Genomic DNA, 21,831 nt, shown 5'->3' with positions numbered 1-21,831 from the left:
ATCGCACGGGATGGTCCTGTGCCGCGGCCTGGCCGTGATCCGTGATCGGTGTCACCATCGAAGGGCCGCAACGACACTCGTGAACAGAGGGGGAACCGATGAGAGAGCTGCCCGCGGATTTCTTTCGCACGCCGCATGCCTTCTACCAGCAGTTGCGCGCCGAGGGGCCGGTGCATCGGATCCGGTTGCGCACCGGTGTGCGCGCCTGGCTCGTAGTCGACTACGACGCCGCCAAACAGGTGCTGCGTCATCCCGACGTCCGCAAGGACCCACACGATCCGGCAGGCGCGCACGCGCGGCGAGCGGCCGCGGGCGGCAGCGGCCTCACGGCGGTCAACCAGCGCCTGAGCCACCATCTGCTCAACTCCGACCCGCCGCGGCACGCACGGTTGCGCAAGCTCGTCACCCCGGCGTTCGCACCCGCGCGGATGGAGGCGCTCGCACCACGGATCGTGGCGATCGCGGACGATCTGCTCGACGCGATCGATCGGACGGCGGGCGCCGGGCCGGTCGACCTGCTCGCGGAGTACGCGTTCCCGCTGCCGATCACGGTGATCTGCGAACTGCTCGGTGTGCCGGTCGAAGACCGCGCCCGCTTCCGCGAGTGGTCCGCGGCCGTGGTCGACACACCGATGTCCACGCCGGAGGCCATGCGCACCGCGACCGACGCCATCGTCGACTACTTCGACGAATTGGTCGCCCGGCGGCGCGCGGAGGGGCCGGGCGAGGATCTCATCTCGCAGTTGCTCCTCGCCACCGAGGAGGGGGACCGGCTCAGCCACGACGAACTGATCTCCATGGCCTTCCTGATCCTGGTCGCGGGCCACGAGACCACGGTGAACCTGATCGGCAACGCCGTGCTGGAACTGCTCGCCGATCCCGCCCGTTACCTGGCCCTGCGCGACGATCCGGCGGGCGTCACACCGCTGGTGGAGGAGACGCTGCGCTACAACGGTCCGGTCAACGTGGCGACCTTGCGGTACACCGCCGCGCCGGTCCACCTTGCCGACGGCGTCATCCCGGCGGGGGAGCTGGTGCTGGTCTCGGTGGCGTCGGCCAACCGCGACGAGCGGCACTTCGCCGCGCCCGCGGCGTTCGACCCGGCCCGCGGCGCGAACGGCCACCTGGCCTTCGGCCACGGCATCCACTACTGCCTCGGGGCGGCACTGGCCAGGCTGGAGGCCCGCATCGCGCTGACCCGGCTGGTGCGGCGCTATCGGCTGCTGCGGCCCGCCGTCGACGACGCGGACCTGCGGTGGCGGGAGAGCATCCTGATCCGTGGGCTGCTCGAGATTCCCGTCGTTCCGGTGGGTACGCCGGCAGTGCGCTGAAGAGCGGATTCGGTCGACCGACTTTGCTGTGCGCCGCTGGCGACGTAATCTCTCGCGCATGACAAGCGGAAGCCGCATCGGGATCGTCGGTGCGGGTATCGCAGGTCTCGCCTGCGCGAAAGTGCTGAAACAGGCGGGTTTTCCGGTCGAGGTTTTCGACCGTGCACCCGATGTCGGTGGTGTGTGGAGCGCGACCCGGCGATACCCGGGACTGCAGACGCAGAACTCCAAGGACACATATCACTTCTCCGACTTCCCGATGCCCGGCGACTACCCGCGCGTCCTCGACGGGCAGCACATGCAGGCCTATCTGGCCGCCTACGCCGAGCACTTCGGGGTGACCGAGCACCTGCGGTTGGGCACCGAGGTGGTCGCCGCCGACCCGGTGGACAGCGGCTGGTTGCTGGAGATTCGCGATGAGAGCGGAATCCATCGGGCCTCGTGCGACCACCTGGTGATCGCCAACGGCGTTTTCAGCGAACCCGCGATGCCGGAGTACCGCGGCGCCGACTGGTTCCGCGCGGCGGGCGGGCGCTTGTGCCACTCCTCGGAGTTCACCGATCTGGAATCGGTGCGCGGCAAGTCGGTCGTCGTGGTCGGCTACGGCAAGTCCGCCTGTGACATCGCCACCGCGGTGAGCGAGGTCGCGGCGTCCACCTCGGTGGTGGCTCGGCGGCTGTTCTGGAAGATGCCGCGCAAGCTGGCGCGGGTGATCGACTACGAGCGGCTGATGCTCACCCGCTTCGGCGAGGCGCACTTCCACTACCTGCGGCCCCGCTGGATGGACCGGTTCCTGGACGGCCCCGGCGAATCGGTGCGGATCAGCAACTTCGACCTGATCCAGGAGCTCGTCACCAAGCACTCGAACCTGCGCGAACTCGGTCTGGTGCCCGGCGGGCGGTTCGAGGAGATCGCCGAGAGCACCGTCAGCCTCGTGAGCGAAGGCTTCTACGAGCAGGTCGCCAACGGACGTATCACGGTGCACCGGGACACCACGATCACCGAGATGGGCGGCGGCCCGAAGGCGGCGCCGGGAATCCGGCTGTCGAGCGGGCAGGTGTTGCAGGCCGACGTCGTGATCTGCGCGACCGGTTTCCAGCAGCGCGTGCCCTTCCTCACGCCGTACGTCCAGCGCAGGCTGACCGACGAGCACGGCAACTTCCGCCTGCACCGCCAGATCCTGCCGTTGGAGGTCCCCAATCTCACCTTCGCCGGCTACAACTCCTCGGTGATCAGCACGCTGAACGCCGAAGTTTCCGCGCACTGGACCGCCGCGCTGCTCACCGGCAGGCTCGTTCTGCCGCCCACCGACGAACTCGACGAGGAAATCGACGCCCGCCTGCGCTGGATGGAGGAACGCACGCACGGCCGCCACGCGCACGGCACGGCGGTCGTCCCGTTCTCCATCCAGAACATCGATGAGATGCTCGCCGACCTGAAGTTCCGCCTGCCGCTGCACACCCGCGTGGCACAGGTGTTCCGCCGGATCAAGCCGGAGTCGTACCGGGGACTGGCGGGCCGCCACAAGCCGGGGCCGGTGGCACATCCGGCCGCGCCGATCGAGGCGGAGCTGCTTCCGTACGAGGGTGAGAGCGGCCGGGTCAGCCATTAGGCGTCCCGGTCCTTTCCGGACGATGGCGGTCCGCTCACCCGGCGGGTAGGGAGCTCTCCATCCGCGGTGCCGGACGTGGCCGCGGCTGGGTGACCGCCTGCGCACACTTGCAGCGACTGCCGAAATCGGCGGGTGGCGCCCAGCGAATCGTGCCGGGCGGTGCGGTGACCAACCCGGCTTCGCGGTCTCCAGCGTGCTCGGCGAGAACTGTACGCGGCTGCGCGGCCGACGTGGCAGGGCATATCGCCAGGTCGGACGCTCGCGACGCCACCGTGTCCGCAGCGATGACTTCCTCGACCGCTCCTCGGTTTCGTCGACGATTCTCCGGCGGCGGCGCTCGGGTAGGACTCGCCCCGGTTATCGCGCGCGCAATACCGAGGGGCGCGGTTTGCGTTGGCGATAATCCAAGGGTGGAAGCGCTGGACATGAATCTCCTCGTGGCCCTCGACGCATTGCTGGACACCAACAGCGTCACCCTGGCCGCGGAGCGCCTACACACCTCGCCACCCGCGATGAGCCGGACGCTGGCCAGATTGCGTGACGTGCTCGGCGACCCGCTGCTCGTGCGCGCCGGTCGCAACCTGGTGCCGACGCCGCGCGCACTGGAATTGCGTTACGAGGTCAGCACCCTGGTCGAGCAGGGACGCGCGCTGCTGACGCCCCGCGACGACCTCGACCCCGCGGCACTGCGCCGGACGTTCGCGGTACAGGCGGGCGATATGGTGCTCACCGAGCTGGCCGGGCCCCTGCTGTCCGCGGTGCGGGCCCAAGCGCCGGGCGTGACGTTGCGCTTCCTGCCGGACATTCTGGAGGGCACCGCCGCGTTGCGCGACGGACGCGTCGACCTGGAGGTCGGTGTGATCGACCACACCGACCCGGAGACCACCGTCCGCAGAGTGATCACCGACCGCCTGATCGGAGTCGCTGCCGCCGACCATCCGCTGGTCACCGATCGCGTCACCGTCGCCGCGTACGCCGCCGCGCCACACCTGAGCATTTCGCGCACCGGCCGATCGCACGGCCCGATCGACGACCGCCTCGCCCTGCACGGTCGCACCCGGCGAGTGGTCGCGACGGTGCCGACGCTGACCAGCGCGCTGTTCGCCGTGCGCGGCAGCGACCTGGTCTGCTCCGCGCCCGCGCTGCTGAGCGCCGCCACGCTGCCCGCGATCGGATTGAGCGCGTTCGAGATACCGCTGCCGTTGCCCGAGGTCGCCATCGGGATGGCGTGGCATCCGCGCAACACCGCTGATGGGGGCCATCGCTGGCTGCGCGATCTCGTTCAGCAGATCCTGCTGCGTTCGTCCGCGGCGGCGCGTCCGCCGAAGCGGCGACGCGCCAGGGTCCTTCAGGACACCGGGGGCGGGCTGGACAGCCGGTAGTCGGCCGGTCGACGCTGCGACTCGGTGCGCTCGGACTGATATCCGTTCGTGGTCGACTCGCCCGGTGCGGACCCGAAGAGGTCGGAGCGGCCCAGTGGAGCCGCCGCCGTGCGCTTGAGTTCGTCCAGCATGGCTTGCAGCTTGTCCACGTGCGTGTTCTCGACCGGCGTCCGGTCGTCGTCGCCGGCGCGGTGCGCGCCGGTGAGGCCGACGCTCGCGGTCTCGGGGGGCGTCCCGTTCTCCGCGCCGCCGTGGGTTGTGCTCGAGGTGGACGCGACGATGCTCTCGTACGCGGCGCTCTCACCGGAGGAGTACGAGGTGGCGGGTTCGCGCGAGCCGGTGAACGTCTCCTGTCGTCCAGTGCCCGGGTCGCGCGGGGTCGGCGCGGTGAAGGGGGATACCGGCTCCCGCTGGACCGGAGTGGTGAAAGCCGGCTCACGCGGGGGCGGGGCGGTGAAGGTCGACGCCGGGTCGCGGGGCGCGGTGAAGCCCGGCCCGGAGGTGGCGTTCGGATCGAGCGCGCTGAGCGCGGCCTCGGCCTGCGGGGTGAACTGCGCAGCGGCACTCGGTTCCGCGGCCGCGTGCACCGGCTCTCGCGGTGTGCTCTGCGGTTGCGCGCCGTTCCTGGCACCGGCCGGTTCGCGGGAGTCGCTCTTCCGCGCCGCGGTTTCGGCGCCGCCGTGCTCCGGTCTGCGCGCGTTCGATCGCCCCGCGGCGGCCCGGGGTAGCGGGCGTTGCGCCGCCGTTTGCCGGTCCTCCTGCGCCGGGTCGTCACCTGATTCCAGGCGCTCCACTCTGGCATCGAGACCCGAGATGTCCTGTCCGGCACGGAAAGCCCACGCCTCGAGCTTGGCCAACCGCCCCTCGACGCTCGGTTCGCTCACCACGGCCTGCGCACCATCGATCCGCGCCGCCACCGCGTCGAGCTTCTCGCTGACCTCTCGGAGCGCCGACGCGACACTCGCCAACATCGCGCCGATCGACTCGCCGGTCTGCTGACCGTGCTCCATCCAATACCCACTTCCCCGTATCGGCCCAGCTCGCACTCGGCCGGACGATTCTATCCGTCCAGTTGGACATCCGCGGTTCGCGAAGATTCGGCGGTGCATCGATCGATGACCTGACCGAAGCAGCCTAGGCCTCCGGATTCGGCCCCCTGCAGGCGGATTACGCGGCGACCCGGTTTGTCCGGAAACCGGCCGACGCATCTGATCGGTCATTATCCGCGTGAATCGGGTTCGCCGCGACTCCGCGCTCCGTGGGGCCCGGCGTCGCCGAGCCGCCCGAGACCCCGGGCGCGTCGCGGGATGGCGGCAACAGTCAATGCGCCGTTCCCGCAGTACCCGCCGCCGCTCCGTGGCATGATGAAAGTCCTTGTGCCGCAGAGTACAACGCCGATTCCGCCGATCGACCACGCGTGTGGCACACCCGAGCGCGGGGTGAACGGGGCTGGCGAGGTAGCCGAGTCTGACGCACTCTTGATCTATGGCGTAGGTCGCCGGGCCTGCGGTGGTTTGTGCAGGGGAGTGGTCGCGTGAGAACGAAGCAGCGGGCGGAGATCGCCTGCGGGCGCCGAGCGATGCTCGCCGAGCTGGGTATCGGAGAGGCTTCCGGCCGTAGCCGCGGGTCGACGACCGGGTACGCATGCGGGTGCCCGGAATGTTCCGCCGCCCAGTGGGATATGCGGCGGCTCAAATACTGGTTGTGCGGCAGGTTGCTCGCCTACGGAGCCGACGAGGCCGAAGTGGATCGGCGCATCGGGACATTGCCGGTGGACGTGTACTGGCGCAAGGGTGACCGGGTATACGCGATCGAGGTGCGCAGCGGGCCCTTGGAGCGTGGACTCGCTCAGGAGCACACCGAGCGGCTGCGCGCCGAGGGCTGTACGGACGTGTTGTGGCTGTGTCCGCCCGGTTACTGGGTGCCGTACCTGCATGCTCTCGGCATCGCGGATTTCGCGCCCGCCGCGTGTGATTACCGCGCGGTCACCGGCGTGCTGGACACCGAGCACGCGATGGCGGCGCCGCGGCGGGAGCCGGTCGAGCTGCGCGAGTTCATCGCAGGCTGGGTGCGCGGCGAGTACGTCTGGGGCTATCGGGACGAGAGGACAGGAGGCTGGGCCACCGTGACCGACTGGGAGTACCACACGAAGACGCAGGCCACGGTGATCGCCCGGCAGCGCCAGGAGTTGGTGAACCAGCGCACGTCGCTGGCTGTGGCTCGGAAAGCCTTGCGCGACAAGCAGAAACACCTGCTGAAGATGACCACGCGACTGGAGCGCGCGGAGCAGGCGGCGCAGGAACGGGCCGACGCGCTCGCCGTCGCCCAGCGCACGATCGCCGATCACGACCGGCTCGACAAAGCCCTGCGCAACACGATCGCCAATCTCGAGGTGGCCATCGGCCGCTGGCAGTTGATCACCATCTGCGCGATGCTGCTGATCGTCACGTTCCTGGCGGCGGCGATGGTGGTGCGCTGAGCCGGAACGGCGCCCGGTCCCACCGCCATTCGTGGCGCAGCACCAGCGCGAGGAAGTCCAGCAGCTCCAGGCCGGTCTTCGCGCGTACCTCACGCAGCGCGGCCCAGTGCACGGGGCCGCGCTCGACGAGTTCGCGCAGCATCAGCTCACCGGCGGCGTCGACGGGGCGGGCGCGCAGATCCGGGACGCCGATGCGGCTGCCGGTCCACACCAGCCAGCCCCAGCCGTTGGCGTGCGCGTGTGCCCGCGCGGCGGCGGATTTGACGACGTTCACGTGGAAGCCGACATGGCCCAGCGGCGCGACGTCGATCAACACCGTGCGTCCGTCGGTGAGCCGCGCGACGATGCTCGGATAGTGCACCCGCTCGGTGCCGTCGAGCTCGTAGACGACCGCCGCGGGCTGTTCGAGGAAGGTCTCGACCAGATCGCTGGCGTTGAGAATCCACAGCAGCCTGGCCTCCAAACCGGAGTCGAACGGCACGTCGCGACCGACCTTGTCCAGGTAGAAGCGTCCGCGGCCGTCGTCGTCGCTGTCCACGGTGCGCGCGGATGCGGTCGGGATCGCGGCCGCCGCGCGGGCGCGGGGCCAATCGACCTGCCCCAACCACGGGTTCAGCTGACTGGTCGCGCGCGGCTCGGCGTCGTGCAGTTTCGCCAAGCGCCGGTTGGTCTTCTTCTGCCAGGCCGCGATGCGCTGGGTGACGAATCCGGCGATCCGCTTGGCGTCCTCGGCCGCGTGCCCGGCCAGCCGTAGCTTCAGGTACGACAGCTCGGTCGCGGCGATATCGGTGTCGGTCGCGTACGTCTCCACCAGTAGGGCCCGCGTGAGTTGCCGATCCCTGGCGTCGAGTGGATAGCGCGCGGACAGGACGGCGGCGGCGCGATGCCCGGACAGCTGCGCCATCCGGATCATCTGCCCTACCGCTTTGGTGTGCAGTTGCCGCACCCGGTCGCGGGAAAGGTCGTAACGGGCGCCGATCCGGGCCAGCGTCTCGGGCTTGTCTCCACCGACCCCGAGGCGAGCCCGCAGCAGGTCGCCGTCCTTGGCCTTCTGGTCGGCGCGCATCGCGATCAACTCCCCGAGCACCTCGTTGACCTCTTCGAGTTCGAACGAGATGTCGTCGCGCAGATCGAGCGAGTCGGGATCGTCGCCATCCGGCGCCGCGCCCTGCGCGACCTCCGCACTGATCGTCACGCGACAACCCCCTGACTCGGCTCCGGCACTGTGCGCCACAGCGTATCCCCACCCACCGACACCGGACCCCACGCCGGCCACGATGGTTCCCTGGCAATCGCCGCGCTGGAACTGGTGTGGTGCGACGGCACATGGCAGCTATGACGTGTTATCCATGCGGAGAGTCAGGGGGATTCGGTGCGCGTTCGGGGCACGGCCACCGCACGGCTTCGGGTCGTGGATTGTCTTCGGCGACGTCCTTGAAGGCGCTCGATCGTGAGACGCTGACGATGGAGCCGTGGGCAGGAACGATGACCGCGAATCCGTTGTCCTGGGACCATTTGGCCGGGACGAGTACCCACAGGTCGTCTCGTGCTACCAGGACGCGGAAACACTGGTAGCGGAATCGTGCAGGCTGTGGCGACGGGGCCTCGACCAATGTCTCCGCGACGAGGTTCCTCGGCACGTCCAAGCGTTGGTCCGTCACGACGGAGACGACGGACTCCCGCGTCCACAGGTCGTGGGCGGCGGATCGGGCGGCGTTGTCGCCGAGCCGGGTGGCGAAGGAGTTCATCACGGCGAAGAGGGCTAGAAGGCTGACCGCGATCGCGATGGTCTGATTGATCCGCGTGGTCGAGGTCGGTTCCCCTGCGCTGGGCTCACTCATCGACGCGGACATGACCCAGTAGCCGACCACGATGAGCAGGCCACCCGCTCCGAGCGTGGCGGGTGAGAACATCCAAGAAAGGACAGGGGCCTTGGGGGTGAGCCAGGGGACCAATATTCCCGTGATACCGGTAGTGATGAAGATGGCGCCGATCGTGAGGACGACTCTGCCGATATTGCGAACCAGGCGTGGTCGCCGTCCGCTCCGGACGAAGCGCCGTGCGTAGGTGCCTACCCAGGTAGCCGAGAACCATCCGACCAGCAGTAGCAGGAGCGGTACGTACAGCACGCTCACACTCCCCACCACATAGTCGCTGGAGGCGAAGCCGAGGGCGTCGCAGTCGACACCGAAATAGGCGAGTTTCTTACGGGTGTAGACGTAGCCGAAGTAGTAGCACAGCGCCGTGATGATCGTGGTCGGAGCGACGACGGCCCCGACGAAGCCGACCCATCGTTGGAGCATCGCCGGGGAACCCTGCGCGGACGGATGATCGGCCATCTCACCGGCCTGGAGGCGTTCCGTTGGGGACGGGCAGCTGCCCACCCGGTGTCTCCTGCGAAGGTGGAGTACCCGTGTCGATCGGCCCCGGTCGTGAGGGCGCCGACTGCGGCACGGAAGGTCGGACGTTGCCCTCCGGACCGGAGGGGCGAGCACCCGGTACGCGGGTGCCGAACGGTTCCGCCGTGGGGAACGAATGGCCGTCGGGTACCGGCGCTTCGGCGGGCGGTGGGGGAGAAGCGGAAACCGAATCCACAGGCGAAACCGTCGTCCCGGGCTGTCGCGGGTTCGACGTAGGCGTCACTGCGGGTGAGGCCGGCTCGGGCGGGGCGGGGTCACTGTCGCCTTCGCAAGCAACGAAGACGACCGCCGAGCATCCGAGCGCCGCGACCGTCGCGGCGAACCGAGCGGCTTTCGTAGCTCTCGAGCGCGGGTTGATTGGAGATCGCATCGGAACTCCTGATTCGACTACTCATGATCAGGGAGAACGCTGCCAGAAGGCCTCGGGTTGCTCACGGGTAGCCGACTACCTGTTCTTGCGTCGGATGGAGGCATGCAACCGGCGACAGGTCGGCACTGTTCGTGGTACGCGCCGCGCCTCGGCAACGCGTTACGCGCGGGTCCCATGAGCACGAGTCGGGCACAAACAAAATCAGACCCGGTGAAAAACCGGGTCTGACCTCGTGAGACGGTGGTGCGCGATACTGGGATTGAACCAGTGACCTCTTCCGTGTCAGGGAAGCGCTCTCCCGCTGAGCTAATCGCGCGAGGTGGAGACGGGAATCGAACCCGTGTGCACGGCTTTGCAGGCCGTTGCCTCACCACTCGGCCACTCCACCGCGCAAAGGGGGACGGCGTATGTTGCCTGGCCCTACCTCTCGAGCGGATGACGGGATTCGAACCCGCGACCCTCACCTTGGCAAGGTGATGCGCTACCAGCTGCGCTACATCCGCATTCTGCCTCCCCGGGGCTCGTTTCCGGCCTCCGTGGTGCGAGACAGAACATTAGCGGACGCTCGGTGAAAGGTACAAATCCGCTGGTAGAACGGTGGAAATCCGAAAGGTGGCGCACTGTGACGCCCGTGACCCATGTGGTGCATGGGGGGCTAGAGGCGATCGGGTTGTCATCCCTGGGCTGGCGCGTCGAACCGGCGAGCGAACCGGGTGCCGGTCATGAGCGGCACGCGCCCGTCGTCGGACCCTGTGCGCCGGGCTCGGATGGACTGCTCGCGGGCGGTGGCTCCACGCGAAACAGCCCCTGTCCGGATGGCGATTTGGTGAACCGGCGGTAGCGCGTGCTAATGTTTCGTCTCGTCCGGAGAGGCTCGCGAGCCGCCGGAAAACCCGCCAGGTCTCATAGCTCAGCGGGAGAGCGTCCGCCTCACACGCGGAAGGTCGCTGGTTCGATCCCAGCTGGGACCACTTCATCCCCTCGGCATATCAGCAGGTCGAGGGGATTTTGCGTACTCGGCCGCCCGTCGTAGTTCGGCAGCCTGCTTATCGCGGAACGGCCCTGGTGCGCGGAGGCGTGCACGCCGGGAGTTGACGACCAGCCGGCCTATCACCTGACCGGCGGTGCACTGCACTTGACTGAGCTTGATCAGGCGTGCTCGCGATGGACGTGGGCGACGCACTTTGCGGCTCAGGGTGAGGATCCCAACCCCTGGGGTACCTGGTTGCCGGGCTTCAGCTATTCGACGATTGGAGTACGCATTCCGAATCGCTCGAGTCAGGAAGAACGGCTCTATGTCAATCGTTCTCGACCAGGCATTTCGCACCTGCGCTGCTGTGCAAGAGCACACGATCCCCTCGGCGCCGCCGACGAACGTCGTCCCCATCATCGAAGCAATTGCGACCGGTGCGCCCAGCCTGGTGCTCGACCAATCCGTCGCGGCGGACTGGATGGCCGGGCAATTCACCGATCCGGAGCAGCGGAACCGGATCAGACGCATCTTCCGCAAGACCATGATCGACACCCGGCGGTTCGCGGTCGACCCGCTGGATGCTCGACTTCATGCGCCCGGCGGCAAACCCGCGACGATCCAGGATCGCATGCGCCTGTTCCACCGCCACGCCGTTCCACTGGCGGTCGATGTGGCGCGGCGCGCGCTCGACGGTGTCGACCCGGCCGACCTCGGACTTCTGGTGTTCGCCACGAGCACCGGCGTCCTCGCGCCCGGCGTCGATGTCGCGGTCGTCGAAACCCTCGGACTGCCTAGGTCGGTCGCTCGCCTGGTCGTGAACTTCATGGGCTGCGCGGCAGCGATGAACGGAATTCGCACCGCCTCCGACTTCGTCCGGGCCAACCCGGACAAGAAGGCGATGGTCTTGTGTATCGAGCTCAACTCCGTGCATGCCCTCCCCGTCCAAGACATCAACGACGCGGTGACTCGGAGCCTGTTCGGAGACGGCTGCGGCGCGGTCGTCGTCGGGGGGAACCGGGGGGCGCGACCGGCGGAAGCCGGGACGATCGTCATCCGGGACCAATTCACCCACCTGTTCGAGGCCACCGAAGACGGCATCGCGGTCGGCGTCAACCACGACGGCATCACATGCGAGCTGTCGGAGAACGTACCTCGGTACATCAACAACGGTGTTGCTCCTGTGATCGGAGATGTCTTGCGCCGCAATGGATTGCGGCAGACGGACATCGATGTGTGGGCGATTCACCCTGGCGGGCCGAAGATCTTGCTCGAATCCGCGCGGTCGCTCGGCCTCCCGCCGGAAGCCTCGTCGACGAGTTGGGCGGTCCTCGGCGAATACGGAAACATGTCGAGCGTCTCACTGATCTTCGTGCTCGAACGGATCGCCGGCGAAGTAGATGCGAACAAGCCGATCTCGACGGGCGTCGCGTTCTCGTTCGCGCCGGGAATCACGATCGAGGGAATCGTCTTCGACGTCGTGCGCCGGTGATCGGGCGGCTGTCCCTCGGCCCTTTGTTGCATTGTGACCTGAGTCACATTATGGTAGCGGTTGCTGCCAGCGGGACCGGAAACCTTTTCATACGCTTTGCGAACTCTTTACTATCGTCTCGACCGCTGCGTCAGGGGCCGCACCCCCGTCGACCGGAGGGACGGCCGAGCTTCGCCCGCCGCTCGCTTTCGATGCCAAGAACATGTTTGACCGATGAACCGGGGCCACCCCGGCGAAGGAGAAAATATGTCCACCGACACCGATTCCGCACCACGGACGTTGCCGCACGCGAATCTTGCCGGTCGCCTGACCAGCATCGGCCGTGCCGATCTACCCGCCTCGATAGTGGTCTTCCTGGTCGCGCTTCCCCTTTCGCTCGGCGTGGCGGTGGCCTCCGGCGCTCCGGTGGCCGCGGGCCTGATCGCGGCCGTGGTGGGTGGTGTGGTGGCCGGATTGCTCGGTGGTTCCGCGATCCAGGTCAGCGGGCCCACCGCGAGCCTCACCGTCGTCGTAGCCGAGAGTGTGCACCAATTCGGTTGGGCGGCAACGTGCTTCATCACCGTCGGTGCGGGTGTGCTGCAGATCCTCTTCGGGCTCAGTCGGGTCGCGCGCGCCGCGTTGGCCATCGCCCCGGTGGTCGTGCACGGCATGCTGGCCGGCATCGGCGTGGTGATCGCGCTGCAACAGGTGCACGTTCTGCTCGGCGGCAGGTCGCTGAGTTCGTCGTTCGCCGCGCTGGTCGGTCTACCGCAGCAGCTGCTGTCGGTGCGCACCGGTGACCTGTGCGTCGGCCTGGTCGTCATCGTCATCCTGGTCGCTTGGCGCTTCGCGCCACGGCGGGTGCGCGTGATTCCCGGGCCGCTCGTCGCGGTGGTCACCGCCACGCTCTTGGCGCTCGCCCTGCCGACACACGTCGAGCGCATCGGATTGAGCGGCTCGTTGCTCGATTCCTTGGGTCTGCCCGCAGTACCCTCCGGCAGCCTGACGGCCGTCGCCTCGACCATGGTCACGATCGCCCTCATCGCCAGTGTCGAAAGCCTTTTGTCGGCCGTCGCGGTGGACAAGATGCGGCCGGGTCACCGCACCGACTTCGATCGGGAGCTGATCGGGCAGGGTTCGGCCAACGTCGTCTCCGGCCTGCTCGGCGGCCTGCCGATCGCGGCGGTCATCGTGCGCAGCATCACCAATGCGAACGCCGGGGCCCGCAGCCGGGCGGCGACCGTGCTGCACGGGGTATGGATCCTGCTGTTCGCGGTGGCGCTGGCCGGGCTCGTGCGGCAGATCCCGACCGCCGCGCTGGCCGGACTGCTCATCTTCGTCGGCGTGCAGCTGATCAAACTGGCGCACATCCGGCTGGCCAGGCGGGCCGGTGAGATGTACGTCTACCTGGCGACGGTGCTGGGTGTCGTGTTCCTGAATCTCCTGCAGGGCATGCTGATCGGGCTGGCGCTGGCGTTCGCGCTGCTGCTGTGGCGGGTGGTGCGCGTGATGATCGTCGCGGCGCCGGTGGCGGGCTCGCGCCGATGGGTGGTCGCCATCGACGGCACGTGTACGTTCCTTGCCTTGCCGAAGCTCACCGCGGAACTGGCGAAGGTCCCGGCCGACGCCGACGTGACCGTCGAGATGGCGGTCGACTTCCTGGACCACGCCACCCACGAATTCCTCACCGAATGGGCTCGCGAGCGCGAAACCCGCGGCGGCACGGTGGAATTCGCCGAACTCGGCAGCGCGCGGATGGCCGCCGCCTTGGCCGGACCGCCCGAGCGCGGGCACTTCAGGCAGGTGGTCGACCAGGTCATCGGACCGTGGCGGCGCACGGGCGACCGGGAGGACCGTATCGCGGCGGGCATCGCCGCCTACCACCGCGGCCATGCCCACCTGCTGCGCCCGCACCTGGACAAGCTGCGCCATCGGCACGACGCCGACTCGTTCTTCCTCACCTGCGCGGACGCCCGGATCGTGCCGAACGTCATCACCAACAGCGGTCCCGGCGACCTGTTCACCGTGCGCAACGTGGGCAACCTGGTGCCTACGCGCGGTGGGGACGTCTCGGTGGAGGCGGCGCTGAGCTACGCGCTGGAGCGGCTGAACGTGCGCGCGGTCGTGGTGTGCGGTCACTCCGGCTGCGGTGCGATGGAGGCGTTGCATCGCGAGGTTCGCCCCGGGGCCGGGCTCGGTGACTGGCTGGTGCACGCGCGGCCGAGCCTGGAGCGTTATCGGCTGGGGCATCCGGTCGCCGCCGCGGCGGCCGTCGCGGGGTTCGGCCCGGTGGACCAGCTGGGCATGGTGAACGTCGCGGTGCAACTGGAGACGCTGTATGCGCACCCGGTCGTCCGTAGGGGAATCGAGGAACGGGGTGTGGCGGTATCGGGATTGTTCTTCGACCTCGCCACGGCCCGGGTGATCGAGATCATGGTCGACGGAATCGCGGAGTTCGGCGACGAGCGGCGGCCGATCGCGGCGGAACCCGTCTGACCAGCCTTGTGCGGTGGATCACGATGATCAACGACGACAGGCCAGTGGGGAATCACACACAATCGGCGAACTTCTCAGGCTTTGCTAAGTCTTTACCAATACACTTGCGCTCGTTTACATCTCGACTCATCGCTGTGTCGGGACTGCTTCACCGCGAGATGCCGGTTCGCGGTCTTGTGCCCTGCTGGACATGTTGATCGTCAACCGACCTCGGCGAGACAGCCGAGTCGGCGAAGGAGAGTCATGGCTATCGATCAAGATTTGGCCCCGCCACCGTCAACGCCCGCCCCGGCGGGCTCGGGCCGCAGTTCCGGACCGCTGTCCGACCGCTTCACCGATATCCTCCGCCACGACGTACCCGCCTCGATCGTGGTTTTCCTTGTCGCACTGCCCCTTTCGCTCGGCATCGCGATCGCTTCCGGAGCCCCCGTCGCCGCCGGGCTCATCGCCGCCGTGATCGGCGGTATCGTCGCCGGAACGCTCGGTGGTTCGGTCCTCCAGGTGAGCGGCCCCGCCGCGGGCCTCACTGTCGTCGTCGCCGAGACGATCAATCAATTCGGTTGGCGCACTACGTGTTTCATCGTCTTTGCGGCCGGCGTGCTGCAAATCCTGCTCGGCCTCAGCCGCGTGGCCAGAGCGGCGCTGGCCGTGGCGCCGGTGGTGGTGCACGCGATGCTCGCCGGTATCGGCATCACGATCGCGCTGCAGCAGATCCACGTGCTGCTCGGCGGTTCCTCGCACAGTTCGGCCTGGCGCAACATCGTCGAGCTGCCCGGGCAGTTGCTGTCCCTGCACGGCGGCGGCACGCTGATCGGCACGGTCGTCATCGCGATCATGCTCGGCTGGAAGTATCTGCCCGCCAGGGTCCGCGTCGTGCCGGGTCCGCTGGTCGCGGTGCTCGTGGGTACGGTGTTGTCGCTGGTGCTGCCGCTCGACGCGGTGCGCATCGTGCTCAACGGCTCGCTGTTCGACGCCATCGGCCTGCCCGCGTTGCCGCGCGGCGACTGGTCGGGTCTGGTACTGGCCATCCTCACCATCGCGTTGATCGCCAGCGTGGAGAGCTTGCTGTCCGCGGTGGCCGTGGACAAGATGCATTCGCGCAAGCGCACCGACTTCGACCGGGAGCTGATCGGCCAGGGCTCGGCGAACGTGCTGTCCGGCCTGCTCGGCGGCCTGCCGGTCACCGGCGTGATCGTGCGCAGCGCCACCAATGTGCAGGCGGGCGCGCACAGCCGCGCCTCCGCGGTGCTGCACGGTGTCTGGGTGCTGGTGTTCTCGGTGGCGCTGGTCTCCGTGGTGGAGCAGATCCCGAAGGCCGCGCTGGCCGGTCTGCTCATCGTGATCGGCATCCAATTGGTCAAGCTGGCCCACATCAAGTTGGCCCGGCGCACCGGCGACCTGCTGGTCTACGTCGTGACGGTGCTCGGTGTGGTGTTCGCGAACCTGCTGGAGGGCGTGCTGATCGGCCTCGCTCTGGCCTTCGGCCTGCTGCTGTGGCGGGTGGTCCGCGTGGCGATCAAGGCCGAACAGGTCCCCGGCACGCAGCGCTGGCTGGTCACCATCGACGGCTCGGCCACCTTCCTGGCATTGCCGAAGCTGTCGGCGCAGTTCGCGAAGATCCCCCCGGGAGCCGACGTCACGGTGGAGATGACCGTCGACTTCCTCGATCACGCGGCTTTCGAGGCCATCGAGGAATTCGCCCGCCAGCAGGTGAACAACGGCGGGACCGTCGATTTCGTCGAGATCGGCGGCGCGAGGATGGCGCACGCCGCGGCACAGCCGCCCGCGCGGAGCTTCGCGCGCTCGGTCTGGGACGACATCCTCGGCCCGTGGCGGCGCGACGAGCGGCACGAGAACCCGGTCGCCGCGGGCGTCGCGGCCTACCACCGCAGTCACGCGCACGTCGTCCGGCCGCACCTGGACGAGCTGCGCGATCAGCAGGACCCGGATTCGTTCTTCCTGACCTGCTCGGACTCGCGGATCGTGCCGAACATCATCACCAACAGCGGGCCGGGCGATCTGTTCACGGTGCGCAACGTGGGCAACCTCGCGCCCGCCGAAGGCGACGCGTCGGTGGAGGCCGCGCTGGTCTTCGCGCTGGAGCAGCTGAACGTCCGCTCGATCGTGGTCTGCGGGCATTCTTCCTGCGGTGCCATGAAGGCGTTGCACGCGGGCGCCCGGGTTCCCGGCGTGGACGCCTGGCTCGCGCACGCGCGACCGAGCGTGGAGCGGTTCCACGCGGGCCATCCGGTGGCGGGCGCGGCGCGGGAGGCCGGTTTCGGCGAGGTGGATCAGCTGGCCATGGTGAACGTCGCGGTGCAGCTCGAGTTGCTGCATCAGCACCCGGCGGTGCGCAAGGCGGTCGCCGAGCGCGGCGTCAAGGTGTCGGGCCTGTTCTTCGACATCGCCAGCGCTCGGGTGGTCGAGGTGACCGAGAACGGCATCGCGCACATCGATGACGCGGGCCAGCAGTCCGCTCCGCAGCTCGTCTGATCGACGGGGATGGGTGATCCCGCTCGGGCGGCCTGCCCGGGCGGGATCACCGTTTTCGGGCACGTGGGAGCGGGCTTCGGATGCGCGGACCCTCGTACCCTGGGGAACGTGCCCACAGACCTCGAAACCAGCTCGGCCGATCGGCCGACCCGCTGGCGCGCCTTCCGTGCCGGGCTCGAACGACGACCTACGCTGTACTTCGGCTACCGGATCGCGGTCGCGGTGGTCGGTGTCGCCGTGCTCGCGGCCGGTGTGCTCGCGATTCCGTATCCCGGTCCCGGCTGGGCGATCGTGTTCGCCGGGCTCGGCATCCTCGCCACCGAATTCGCTTGGGCGCGTAAGGTCTTGGCCTGGCTGCGGGACCGGTACCGGCAGTTGATGGACTGGTACTCCCGGCAAGGCCTGGCCGTGCAGGTGGCCGGCGCGGTCGGCACCGCCGCGCTGGTCGTCGCGACGCTGTGGGTATTGGGAACCTTCGAGCTTGTGGGTAGTTGGATCGGAGTCGAATGGGAATGGCTGCGCAGCCCCCTGTAACGGTCACCACCGTTCCGGGGCGCATGCTCACCCACCCGGAATGGCTGGCGGCGCGCATCGCGGAGATGGGCCATTCCTGGGGGACCACCTCGTTGCGTATCGCGGGCACGCTGTGGTGGTGCATGGTGGCGTCCGCGCTGGTGGAGCAGATCGCGCGGGCGTACGCGCACGACGAGGACGGCCCCGAAGCCGCGCTGGACCGGCTCGAGTGCGAAGTTCGACCTGACGGCGGTATCGAACGGGTACGAATCCCGGCCGACGGCGGCCGGGCCTCCGGTAGCGCGGCGGCGCTGCACGAGACGCTGGCGAGCGTCATCCCGCCGGTCGCCCGGGTGTCGAGCGCGGGCGTACCCGCGTTGTGGGCGATCGTGGCCGACGCGATCGGCAACCGCGCGCTGGACGCCGGGTCGCCGGACGCGGGCGCGCGACTGGCCGCCGAGATCGGCGGCAAACTCCCGGTTCCGCGTTTCGTCGAGATCGGCGGACGCACCTTCGTGCGGCGCATCTCCTGCTGCCTGGTGTTCGAGGTGCCCGGCTGCGACATGTGCACCAGCTGTCCGAAACGCCCCGCGGCCGAACGCATCGCACTGCTCGCGGACCTGGCCGCCGAGGGCTGACCATCCGGCGCGCGACAACTCGACGGGTACGCCGGGAACGTGGGCGGCGCCCGAAGGATGACTCGAACGCAAACCTCGCGCCATCCGACCGCAACCGCCCAAAACCCGGAGGGGCGGGCCGAAGCGGCGGGACAGTAGCATGGTCGCGCCGGGCGAACATGCGATCGGCCACCATCCCGCGGGACCCAGCCCGCACCCGAGAAACGTCAAGGAGAGCGCAGCCGTGACCACCTCAGCCGCCATCAGCCCAGTCGCCCTCGTCCGGGTGCCGGCCGGGACGACGGCGGGCGCCGCGGTGCGCGAGGCGGGCCTGCCCACCAAGGGGCCGGACACCGTCGTAGTCGTCCGGGCGGACGGCGAGCTCAAGGACCTGTCGTGGACCCCGGACGAGGACGTCGACGTGGAACCGGTCGCGGCGAACACCCCCGACGGCCGCAACGTCATCCGGCACTCCGCCGCCCACGTGCTCGCCCAGGCGGTGCAGCAGGAATTCCCCGAGGCCAAGCTCGGCATCGGCCCCTTCATCAAGGACGGGTTCTACTACGACTTCCGCGTCGAGCGGCCGTTCACCCCGGAGGACCTGGCCAAGCTGGAATCCCGGATGAAGAAGATCGTCAAGGGCGCCCAGAGGTTCTCCCGCAGGGTGGTCGAGGTCGACGAGGCCAGGGTCGAGCTGGCCGGTGAGCCGTTCAAGCTGGAGCTGATCAGCGACAAGTCCGGCATCGACGACCCGGAGGTCATGGAGGTCGGCGGCAAAGAGCTGACCATCTACGACAACCTGGACCCGCGCACCGGCGAGAAGATCTGGGGCGACCTGTGTCGCGGTCCGCACATTCCGACCACCAAGTTCATCCCGGCCTTCAAACTGACCCGCAGCTCGGCCGCCTACTGGCGCGGCGACCAGAGCCGGGAGGACCTGCAGCGCATCTACGGCACCGCGTGGGAGTCCCAGGAGGCGCTCGACGAGCACCTGCACCTGCTCGCCGAGGCGGAGCGCCGCGACCACCGCAAGCTCGGCCTGGAACTGGACCTGTTCAGCTTCCCCGACGAACTCGGATCCGGTCTTCCGGTGTTCCACCCCAAGGGCGGCATCATCCGTAAAGAGCTGGAGGAGTACTCGCGCCGCAGGCACGTCGCGGCGGGCTACGAGTTCGTCAACACCCCGCACATCACCAAGGGCCATCTGTTCGAGGTCTCCGGCCACCTGGACTGGTACCGCGACGGCATGTTCCCCGCGATGCACCTGGACGCCGAACTCAACGAGGACGGCACCGTTCGCAAGCCCGGCCAGGACTACTACGTCAAGCCGATGAACTGCCCGATGCACAACCTGATCTTCCGTGCCCGCGGCCGGTCGTACCGGGAGCTGCCGCTGCGGCTGTTCGAGTTCGGATCGGTCTACCGGTACGAGAAGTCCGGCGTGGTGCACGGCCTGACCCGGGTGCGCGGCATGACGCAGGACGATGCGCACATCTACTGCACCAAAGAGCAGATGCACGGCGAACTGACCGACACCTTGCGGTTCGTGCTGGACCTGCTGAAGGACTACGGCCTCGACGACTTCTACCTCGAGCTGTCCACCAAGGACCCGAAGAAGTTCGTCGGTTCCGACGAGATCTGGGAGGAGGCCACCGAGACTTTGTCCAAGGTCGCCTCGGCCTCCGGGCTGGAGCTGGTGCCCGATCCCGGCGGCGCCGCCTTCTACGGCCCGAAGATCTCCGTGCAGGCCAAGGACGCGCTGGGTCGCACCTGGCAGATGTCGACCATCCAGCTGGACTTCAACCTCCCCGAGCGCTTCGACCTCGAGTACACCGCGTCGGACGGCACCAAGCAGCGGCCGGTCATGATCCACCGCGCGCTGTTCGGCTCGATCGAACGCTTCTTCGGTGTGCTCACCGAGCACTACGCGGGCGCCTTCCCCGCCTGGCTGTCGCCGGTGCAGGTCGTCGGCATCCCGGTCGCGGAAGCCTTTGCCCCGCATCTGGATCGGGTGATCGAACGGTTGCAGGACGAGGGCATCCGCGCGCAGGTGGATCGCAGCGACGACCGGATGCAGAAGAAGATCTTCAACAACACCGCCCAGAAGGTGCCGTTCATGCTGCTCGCCGGTGAGCGCGACGTGAACGCGAACGCCGTGAGCTTCCGCTTCCGCGACGGCACCCAGGTCAACGGCGTGCCGGTCGACGACGCGGTGGCCACCATCGTCGCGTGGATCGCCCAGCGGGAGAACGCGTCGCCGACGGCCGAGGGCTTCGAGATCCGAGCAGCGAACAAGGGTGGGGCATGACCGAGCGGACGGTGCCGGAGGGGCTCGCGGATCTGGACGGGACCGCGGTGTCGGCCGAACCGGGCCGCATCGTGGACACCGGCGCCGGGGAACAGGACCGGCTGCAGCGCCTGTGGACGCCGTATCGCATGTCCTACATCGCGGAGGCGGCAACCAGCGCCAAGGATGCGACCGGCCACCCGTTCACCGATATCCCCAAGATGTCCGACGAGGACGGCTTGGTCGTCGCCCGGGGCGAGCTGGTGTACGCAGTGCTCAACCTGTACCCGTACAACCCGGGACACATGATGGTGGTGCCGTACCGCAAGGTGGCCAACCTGGAGGATCTCACCGACGCGGAGAGCGCCGAGTTGATGGCCTTCACCCAGCAGGCCATCCGGGTGATGAAGAAGGTGTCCCGGCCGCACGGCTTCAACGTGGGGCTGAATCTCGGGGGAGTGGCCGGCGGGTCGCTGGCCGACCACCTGCACCAGCACATCGTCCCGCGCTGGGGCGGCGACGCGAACTTCATCACGGTCATCGGCGGGGCGAAGGTGATGCCGCAACTGCTGCGGGAGACCAGGGCGCTGCTGTCGGCGGCCTGGAAGGAGGCGTAGATGAGCGACCGGGCGGATCTGCCGTGCTGAGTTTCTTCGGCCGCGAGACGTTCGCCAAGGCGACGGCTCCGCTGGGCCGGGCGCTGGTCGGCACCGGCCTGACGCCGGATGCCATGACGCTGATCGGCACCACCGCCTCCATCGTCGCCGCGGTCACGCTCTTCCCGACCGGACACCTGTTCTGGGGAACCATGGTGATCTGGTTGTTCGTCATGTTCGACATGCTCGACGGGGCGATGGCGCGGGCGCGCGGCGGCGGCACGAAATACGGCGCGGTGCTGGACGCCACCTGTGACCGGCTGGCCGACGGCGCGATCTTCGGCGGACTGGCCTGGTGGGCGGTCTACCACGAGCAGCACAAGCCGTTGTTCGCCGCGACGCTCGTCGTCCTGGTGACCTCTCAGGTGATCTCCTATGCCAAGGCCCGCGCCGAGGCCAGTGGCCTGTCCGCGGACGGCGGCATCATCGAGCGGCCGGACCGGCTGATCATCGTGCTGGTGGGCGCGGGCTTCACCGGAATCGGCGGCTACTGGGGGATCGAGTGGCTCACCTACGCCGTGCACGTGGCCATGTGGATCCTCGCCGTGCTCAGCATCGTCACCGTCGTGCAGCGGGTGCTGGCCGTGCGCAACTCGCCGGGGGCGCGCACCGTGATCCCGGCCGGGCAGTCACAGCGTCCCGGCGGGGGAACCGCCGACACCTCTGGACTTCCGTCGTGATCTCACCTGATACCGGGCGCGGACCGATCGACGGTGGCGTCCGGGTATCGCTGA

15 protein-coding genes and 4 tRNA genes are annotated in these 21,831 nt (G+C 68.5%); 13 read left to right on the top strand and 6 right to left on the bottom strand.

All coding sequences use genetic code 11. The features are described 5' to 3' along the window. The first annotated feature begins 98 nt into the window (after nt 1-98). The 3 genes from ON21_RS17175 (at nt 99) to ON21_RS17165 (ending at nt 4,325) form a co-directional block, all read left to right on the top strand. Entirely contained in the window at nt 99-1,331 is a 1,233-nt protein-coding gene (locus ON21_RS17175) for a cytochrome P450 family protein (RefSeq protein ID WP_039799099.1), read from the top strand. 58 nt (nt 1,332-1,389) lie between these two features. Next, nucleotides 1,390-2,943 (top strand): flavin-containing monooxygenase, encoded by a 1,554-nt coding sequence (locus ON21_RS17170; RefSeq protein ID WP_083880683.1) that lies wholly within the window; start codon nt 1,390-1,392, stop codon nt 2,941-2,943. Nucleotides 2,944-3,353: 410 nt separating this feature from the next. Next, a complete protein-coding gene (locus ON21_RS17165) occupies nt 3,354-4,325 on the top strand; it encodes a LysR family transcriptional regulator (RefSeq protein WP_086006433.1) in 972 nt (323 codons plus the stop codon). Here the strand turns inward: ON21_RS17165 and ON21_RS17160 are convergent. Then, nucleotides 4,292-5,335 (bottom strand): hypothetical protein, encoded by a 1,044-nt coding sequence (locus tag ON21_RS17160; protein WP_039799098.1) that lies wholly within the window; start codon nt 5,333-5,335, stop codon nt 4,292-4,294. The two genes, ON21_RS17165 and ON21_RS17160, sit on opposite strands and share 34 nt — an antisense overlap. A gap of 524 nt (nt 5,336-5,859) precedes the next feature. Here ON21_RS17160 and ON21_RS17155 point away from each other — a divergent pair. Further along, entirely contained in the window at nt 5,860-6,804 is a 945-nt protein-coding gene (locus ON21_RS17155; RefSeq protein ID WP_245562635.1) for a hypothetical protein, read from the top strand. On the opposite strand, the gene ON21_RS17150 is transcribed toward ON21_RS17155, so the two are convergent. From ON21_RS17150 to ON21_RS17130, 5 genes are all read right to left on the bottom strand, one after another. After that, on the bottom strand, nt 6,770-7,999 hold the full coding sequence (locus ON21_RS17150) for a sigma factor-like helix-turn-helix DNA-binding protein (protein ID WP_039799095.1): 1,230 nt from the start codon (nt 7,997-7,999) through the stop codon (nt 6,770-6,772). The two genes, ON21_RS17155 and ON21_RS17150, sit on opposite strands and share 35 nt — an antisense overlap. Before the next feature lie 148 nt (nt 8,000-8,147). Further along, nucleotides 8,148-9,107 carry a hypothetical protein gene (locus ON21_RS17145; protein ID WP_157170864.1) on the bottom strand — a complete coding sequence of 320 codons (960 nt, stop codon included), beginning with the start codon at nt 9,105-9,107 and terminating at the stop codon, nt 8,148-8,150. A gap of 728 nt (nt 9,108-9,835) precedes the next feature. Further along, nucleotides 9,836-9,910, bottom strand: a tRNA-Val gene (locus ON21_RS17140). Between the two features lies 1 nt (nt 9,911). Next, a tRNA-Cys gene (locus tag ON21_RS17135) sits at nt 9,912-9,982 on the bottom strand. Between the two features lie 42 nt (nt 9,983-10,024). Next, a tRNA-Gly gene (locus ON21_RS17130) sits at nt 10,025-10,097 on the bottom strand. A gap of 396 nt (nt 10,098-10,493) precedes the next feature. On the opposite strand from ON21_RS17130, the gene ON21_RS17125 reads away from it, so the two are divergent. From ON21_RS17125 to pgsA, 9 genes are all read left to right on the top strand, one after another. Then, nucleotides 10,494-10,565, top strand: a tRNA-Val gene (locus tag ON21_RS17125). 324 nt (nt 10,566-10,889) lie between these two features. Further along, nucleotides 10,890-12,056: a type III polyketide synthase gene (locus ON21_RS17120; RefSeq protein WP_083880682.1), complete on the top strand. Its 1,167-nt coding sequence runs from the start codon at nt 10,890-10,892 to the stop codon at nt 12,054-12,056. 246 nt (nt 12,057-12,302) lie between these two features. After that, nucleotides 12,303-14,531 carry a SulP family inorganic anion transporter gene (locus tag ON21_RS17115; RefSeq protein ID WP_039799093.1) on the top strand — a complete coding sequence of 743 codons (2,229 nt, stop codon included), beginning with the start codon at nt 12,303-12,305 and terminating at the stop codon, nt 14,529-14,531. A 243-nt stretch (nt 14,532-14,774) separates the two neighbouring features. Then, entirely contained in the window at nt 14,775-17,024 is a 2,250-nt protein-coding gene (locus ON21_RS17110; RefSeq protein WP_039799092.1) for a solute carrier family 23 protein, read from the top strand. Nucleotides 17,025-17,132: 108 nt separating this feature from the next. Beyond that, on the top strand, nt 17,133-17,558 hold the full coding sequence (locus ON21_RS17105; protein ID WP_039799112.1) for a TIGR02611 family protein: 426 nt from the start codon (nt 17,133-17,135) through the stop codon (nt 17,556-17,558). Beyond that, on the top strand, nt 17,537-18,175 hold the full coding sequence (locus ON21_RS17100) for a (2Fe-2S)-binding protein (protein ID WP_245562634.1): 639 nt from the start codon (nt 17,537-17,539) through the stop codon (nt 18,173-18,175). Before ON21_RS17105 ends, ON21_RS17100 begins: the two co-directional genes overlap by 22 nt. A gap of 223 nt (nt 18,176-18,398) precedes the next feature. After that, nucleotides 18,399-20,462 (top strand): threonine--tRNA ligase, encoded by a 2,064-nt coding sequence (gene thrS, locus ON21_RS17095; RefSeq protein ID WP_039799111.1) that lies wholly within the window; start codon nt 18,399-18,401, stop codon nt 20,460-20,462. Beyond that, nucleotides 20,459-21,058, top strand: coding sequence for an ATP adenylyltransferase (locus tag ON21_RS17090; RefSeq protein WP_039799090.1), 600 nt, complete (start codon nt 20,459-20,461; stop codon nt 21,056-21,058). Before thrS ends, ON21_RS17090 begins: the two co-directional genes overlap by 4 nt. A 23-nt stretch (nt 21,059-21,081) precedes the next feature. Then, on the top strand, nt 21,082-21,777 hold the full coding sequence (pgsA, locus tag ON21_RS17085; protein ID WP_039799089.1) for a phosphatidylinositol phosphate synthase: 696 nt from the start codon (nt 21,082-21,084) through the stop codon (nt 21,775-21,777). Nucleotides 21,778-21,831: the final 54 nt, after the last annotated feature.

Source organism: Nocardia araoensis NBRC 100135, assembly GCF_000308435.1.
GTDB classification, from domain to species: Bacteria; Actinomycetota; Actinomycetes; order Mycobacteriales; family Mycobacteriaceae; genus Nocardia; species Nocardia araoensis.
Note: the sequence above shows the minus strand (reverse complement) of the source record. Positions and strands in the feature narration are given on the sequence as shown.

Coding starts and splice junctions, on each gene's coding strand:
- ON21_RS17175 (WP_039799099.1), top strand. CDS start 99: ATGAGAGAGCTGCCCGCGGATTTCTTTCGCACGCCGCATGCCTTCTAC.
- ON21_RS17170 (WP_083880683.1), top strand. CDS start 1,390: ATGACAAGCGGAAGCCGCATCGGGATCGTCGGTGCGGGTATCGCAGGT.
- ON21_RS17160 (WP_039799098.1), bottom strand. CDS start 5,335: ATGGAGCACGGTCAGCAGACCGGCGAGTCGATCGGCGCGATGTTGGCG.
- ON21_RS17145 (WP_157170864.1), bottom strand. CDS start 9,107: ATGCTCCAACGATGGGTCGGCTTCGTCGGGGCCGTCGTCGCTCCGACC.
- ON21_RS17120 (WP_083880682.1), top strand. CDS start 10,890: ATGTCAATCGTTCTCGACCAGGCATTTCGCACCTGCGCTGCTGTGCAA.
- ON21_RS17115 (WP_039799093.1), top strand. CDS start 12,303: ATGTCCACCGACACCGATTCCGCACCACGGACGTTGCCGCACGCGAAT.
- ON21_RS17110 (WP_039799092.1), top strand. CDS start 14,775: ATGGCTATCGATCAAGATTTGGCCCCGCCACCGTCAACGCCCGCCCCG.
- ON21_RS17100 (WP_245562634.1), top strand. CDS start 17,537: ATGGCTGCGCAGCCCCCTGTAACGGTCACCACCGTTCCGGGGCGCATG.
- ON21_RS17090 (WP_039799090.1), top strand. CDS start 20,459: ATGACCGAGCGGACGGTGCCGGAGGGGCTCGCGGATCTGGACGGGACC.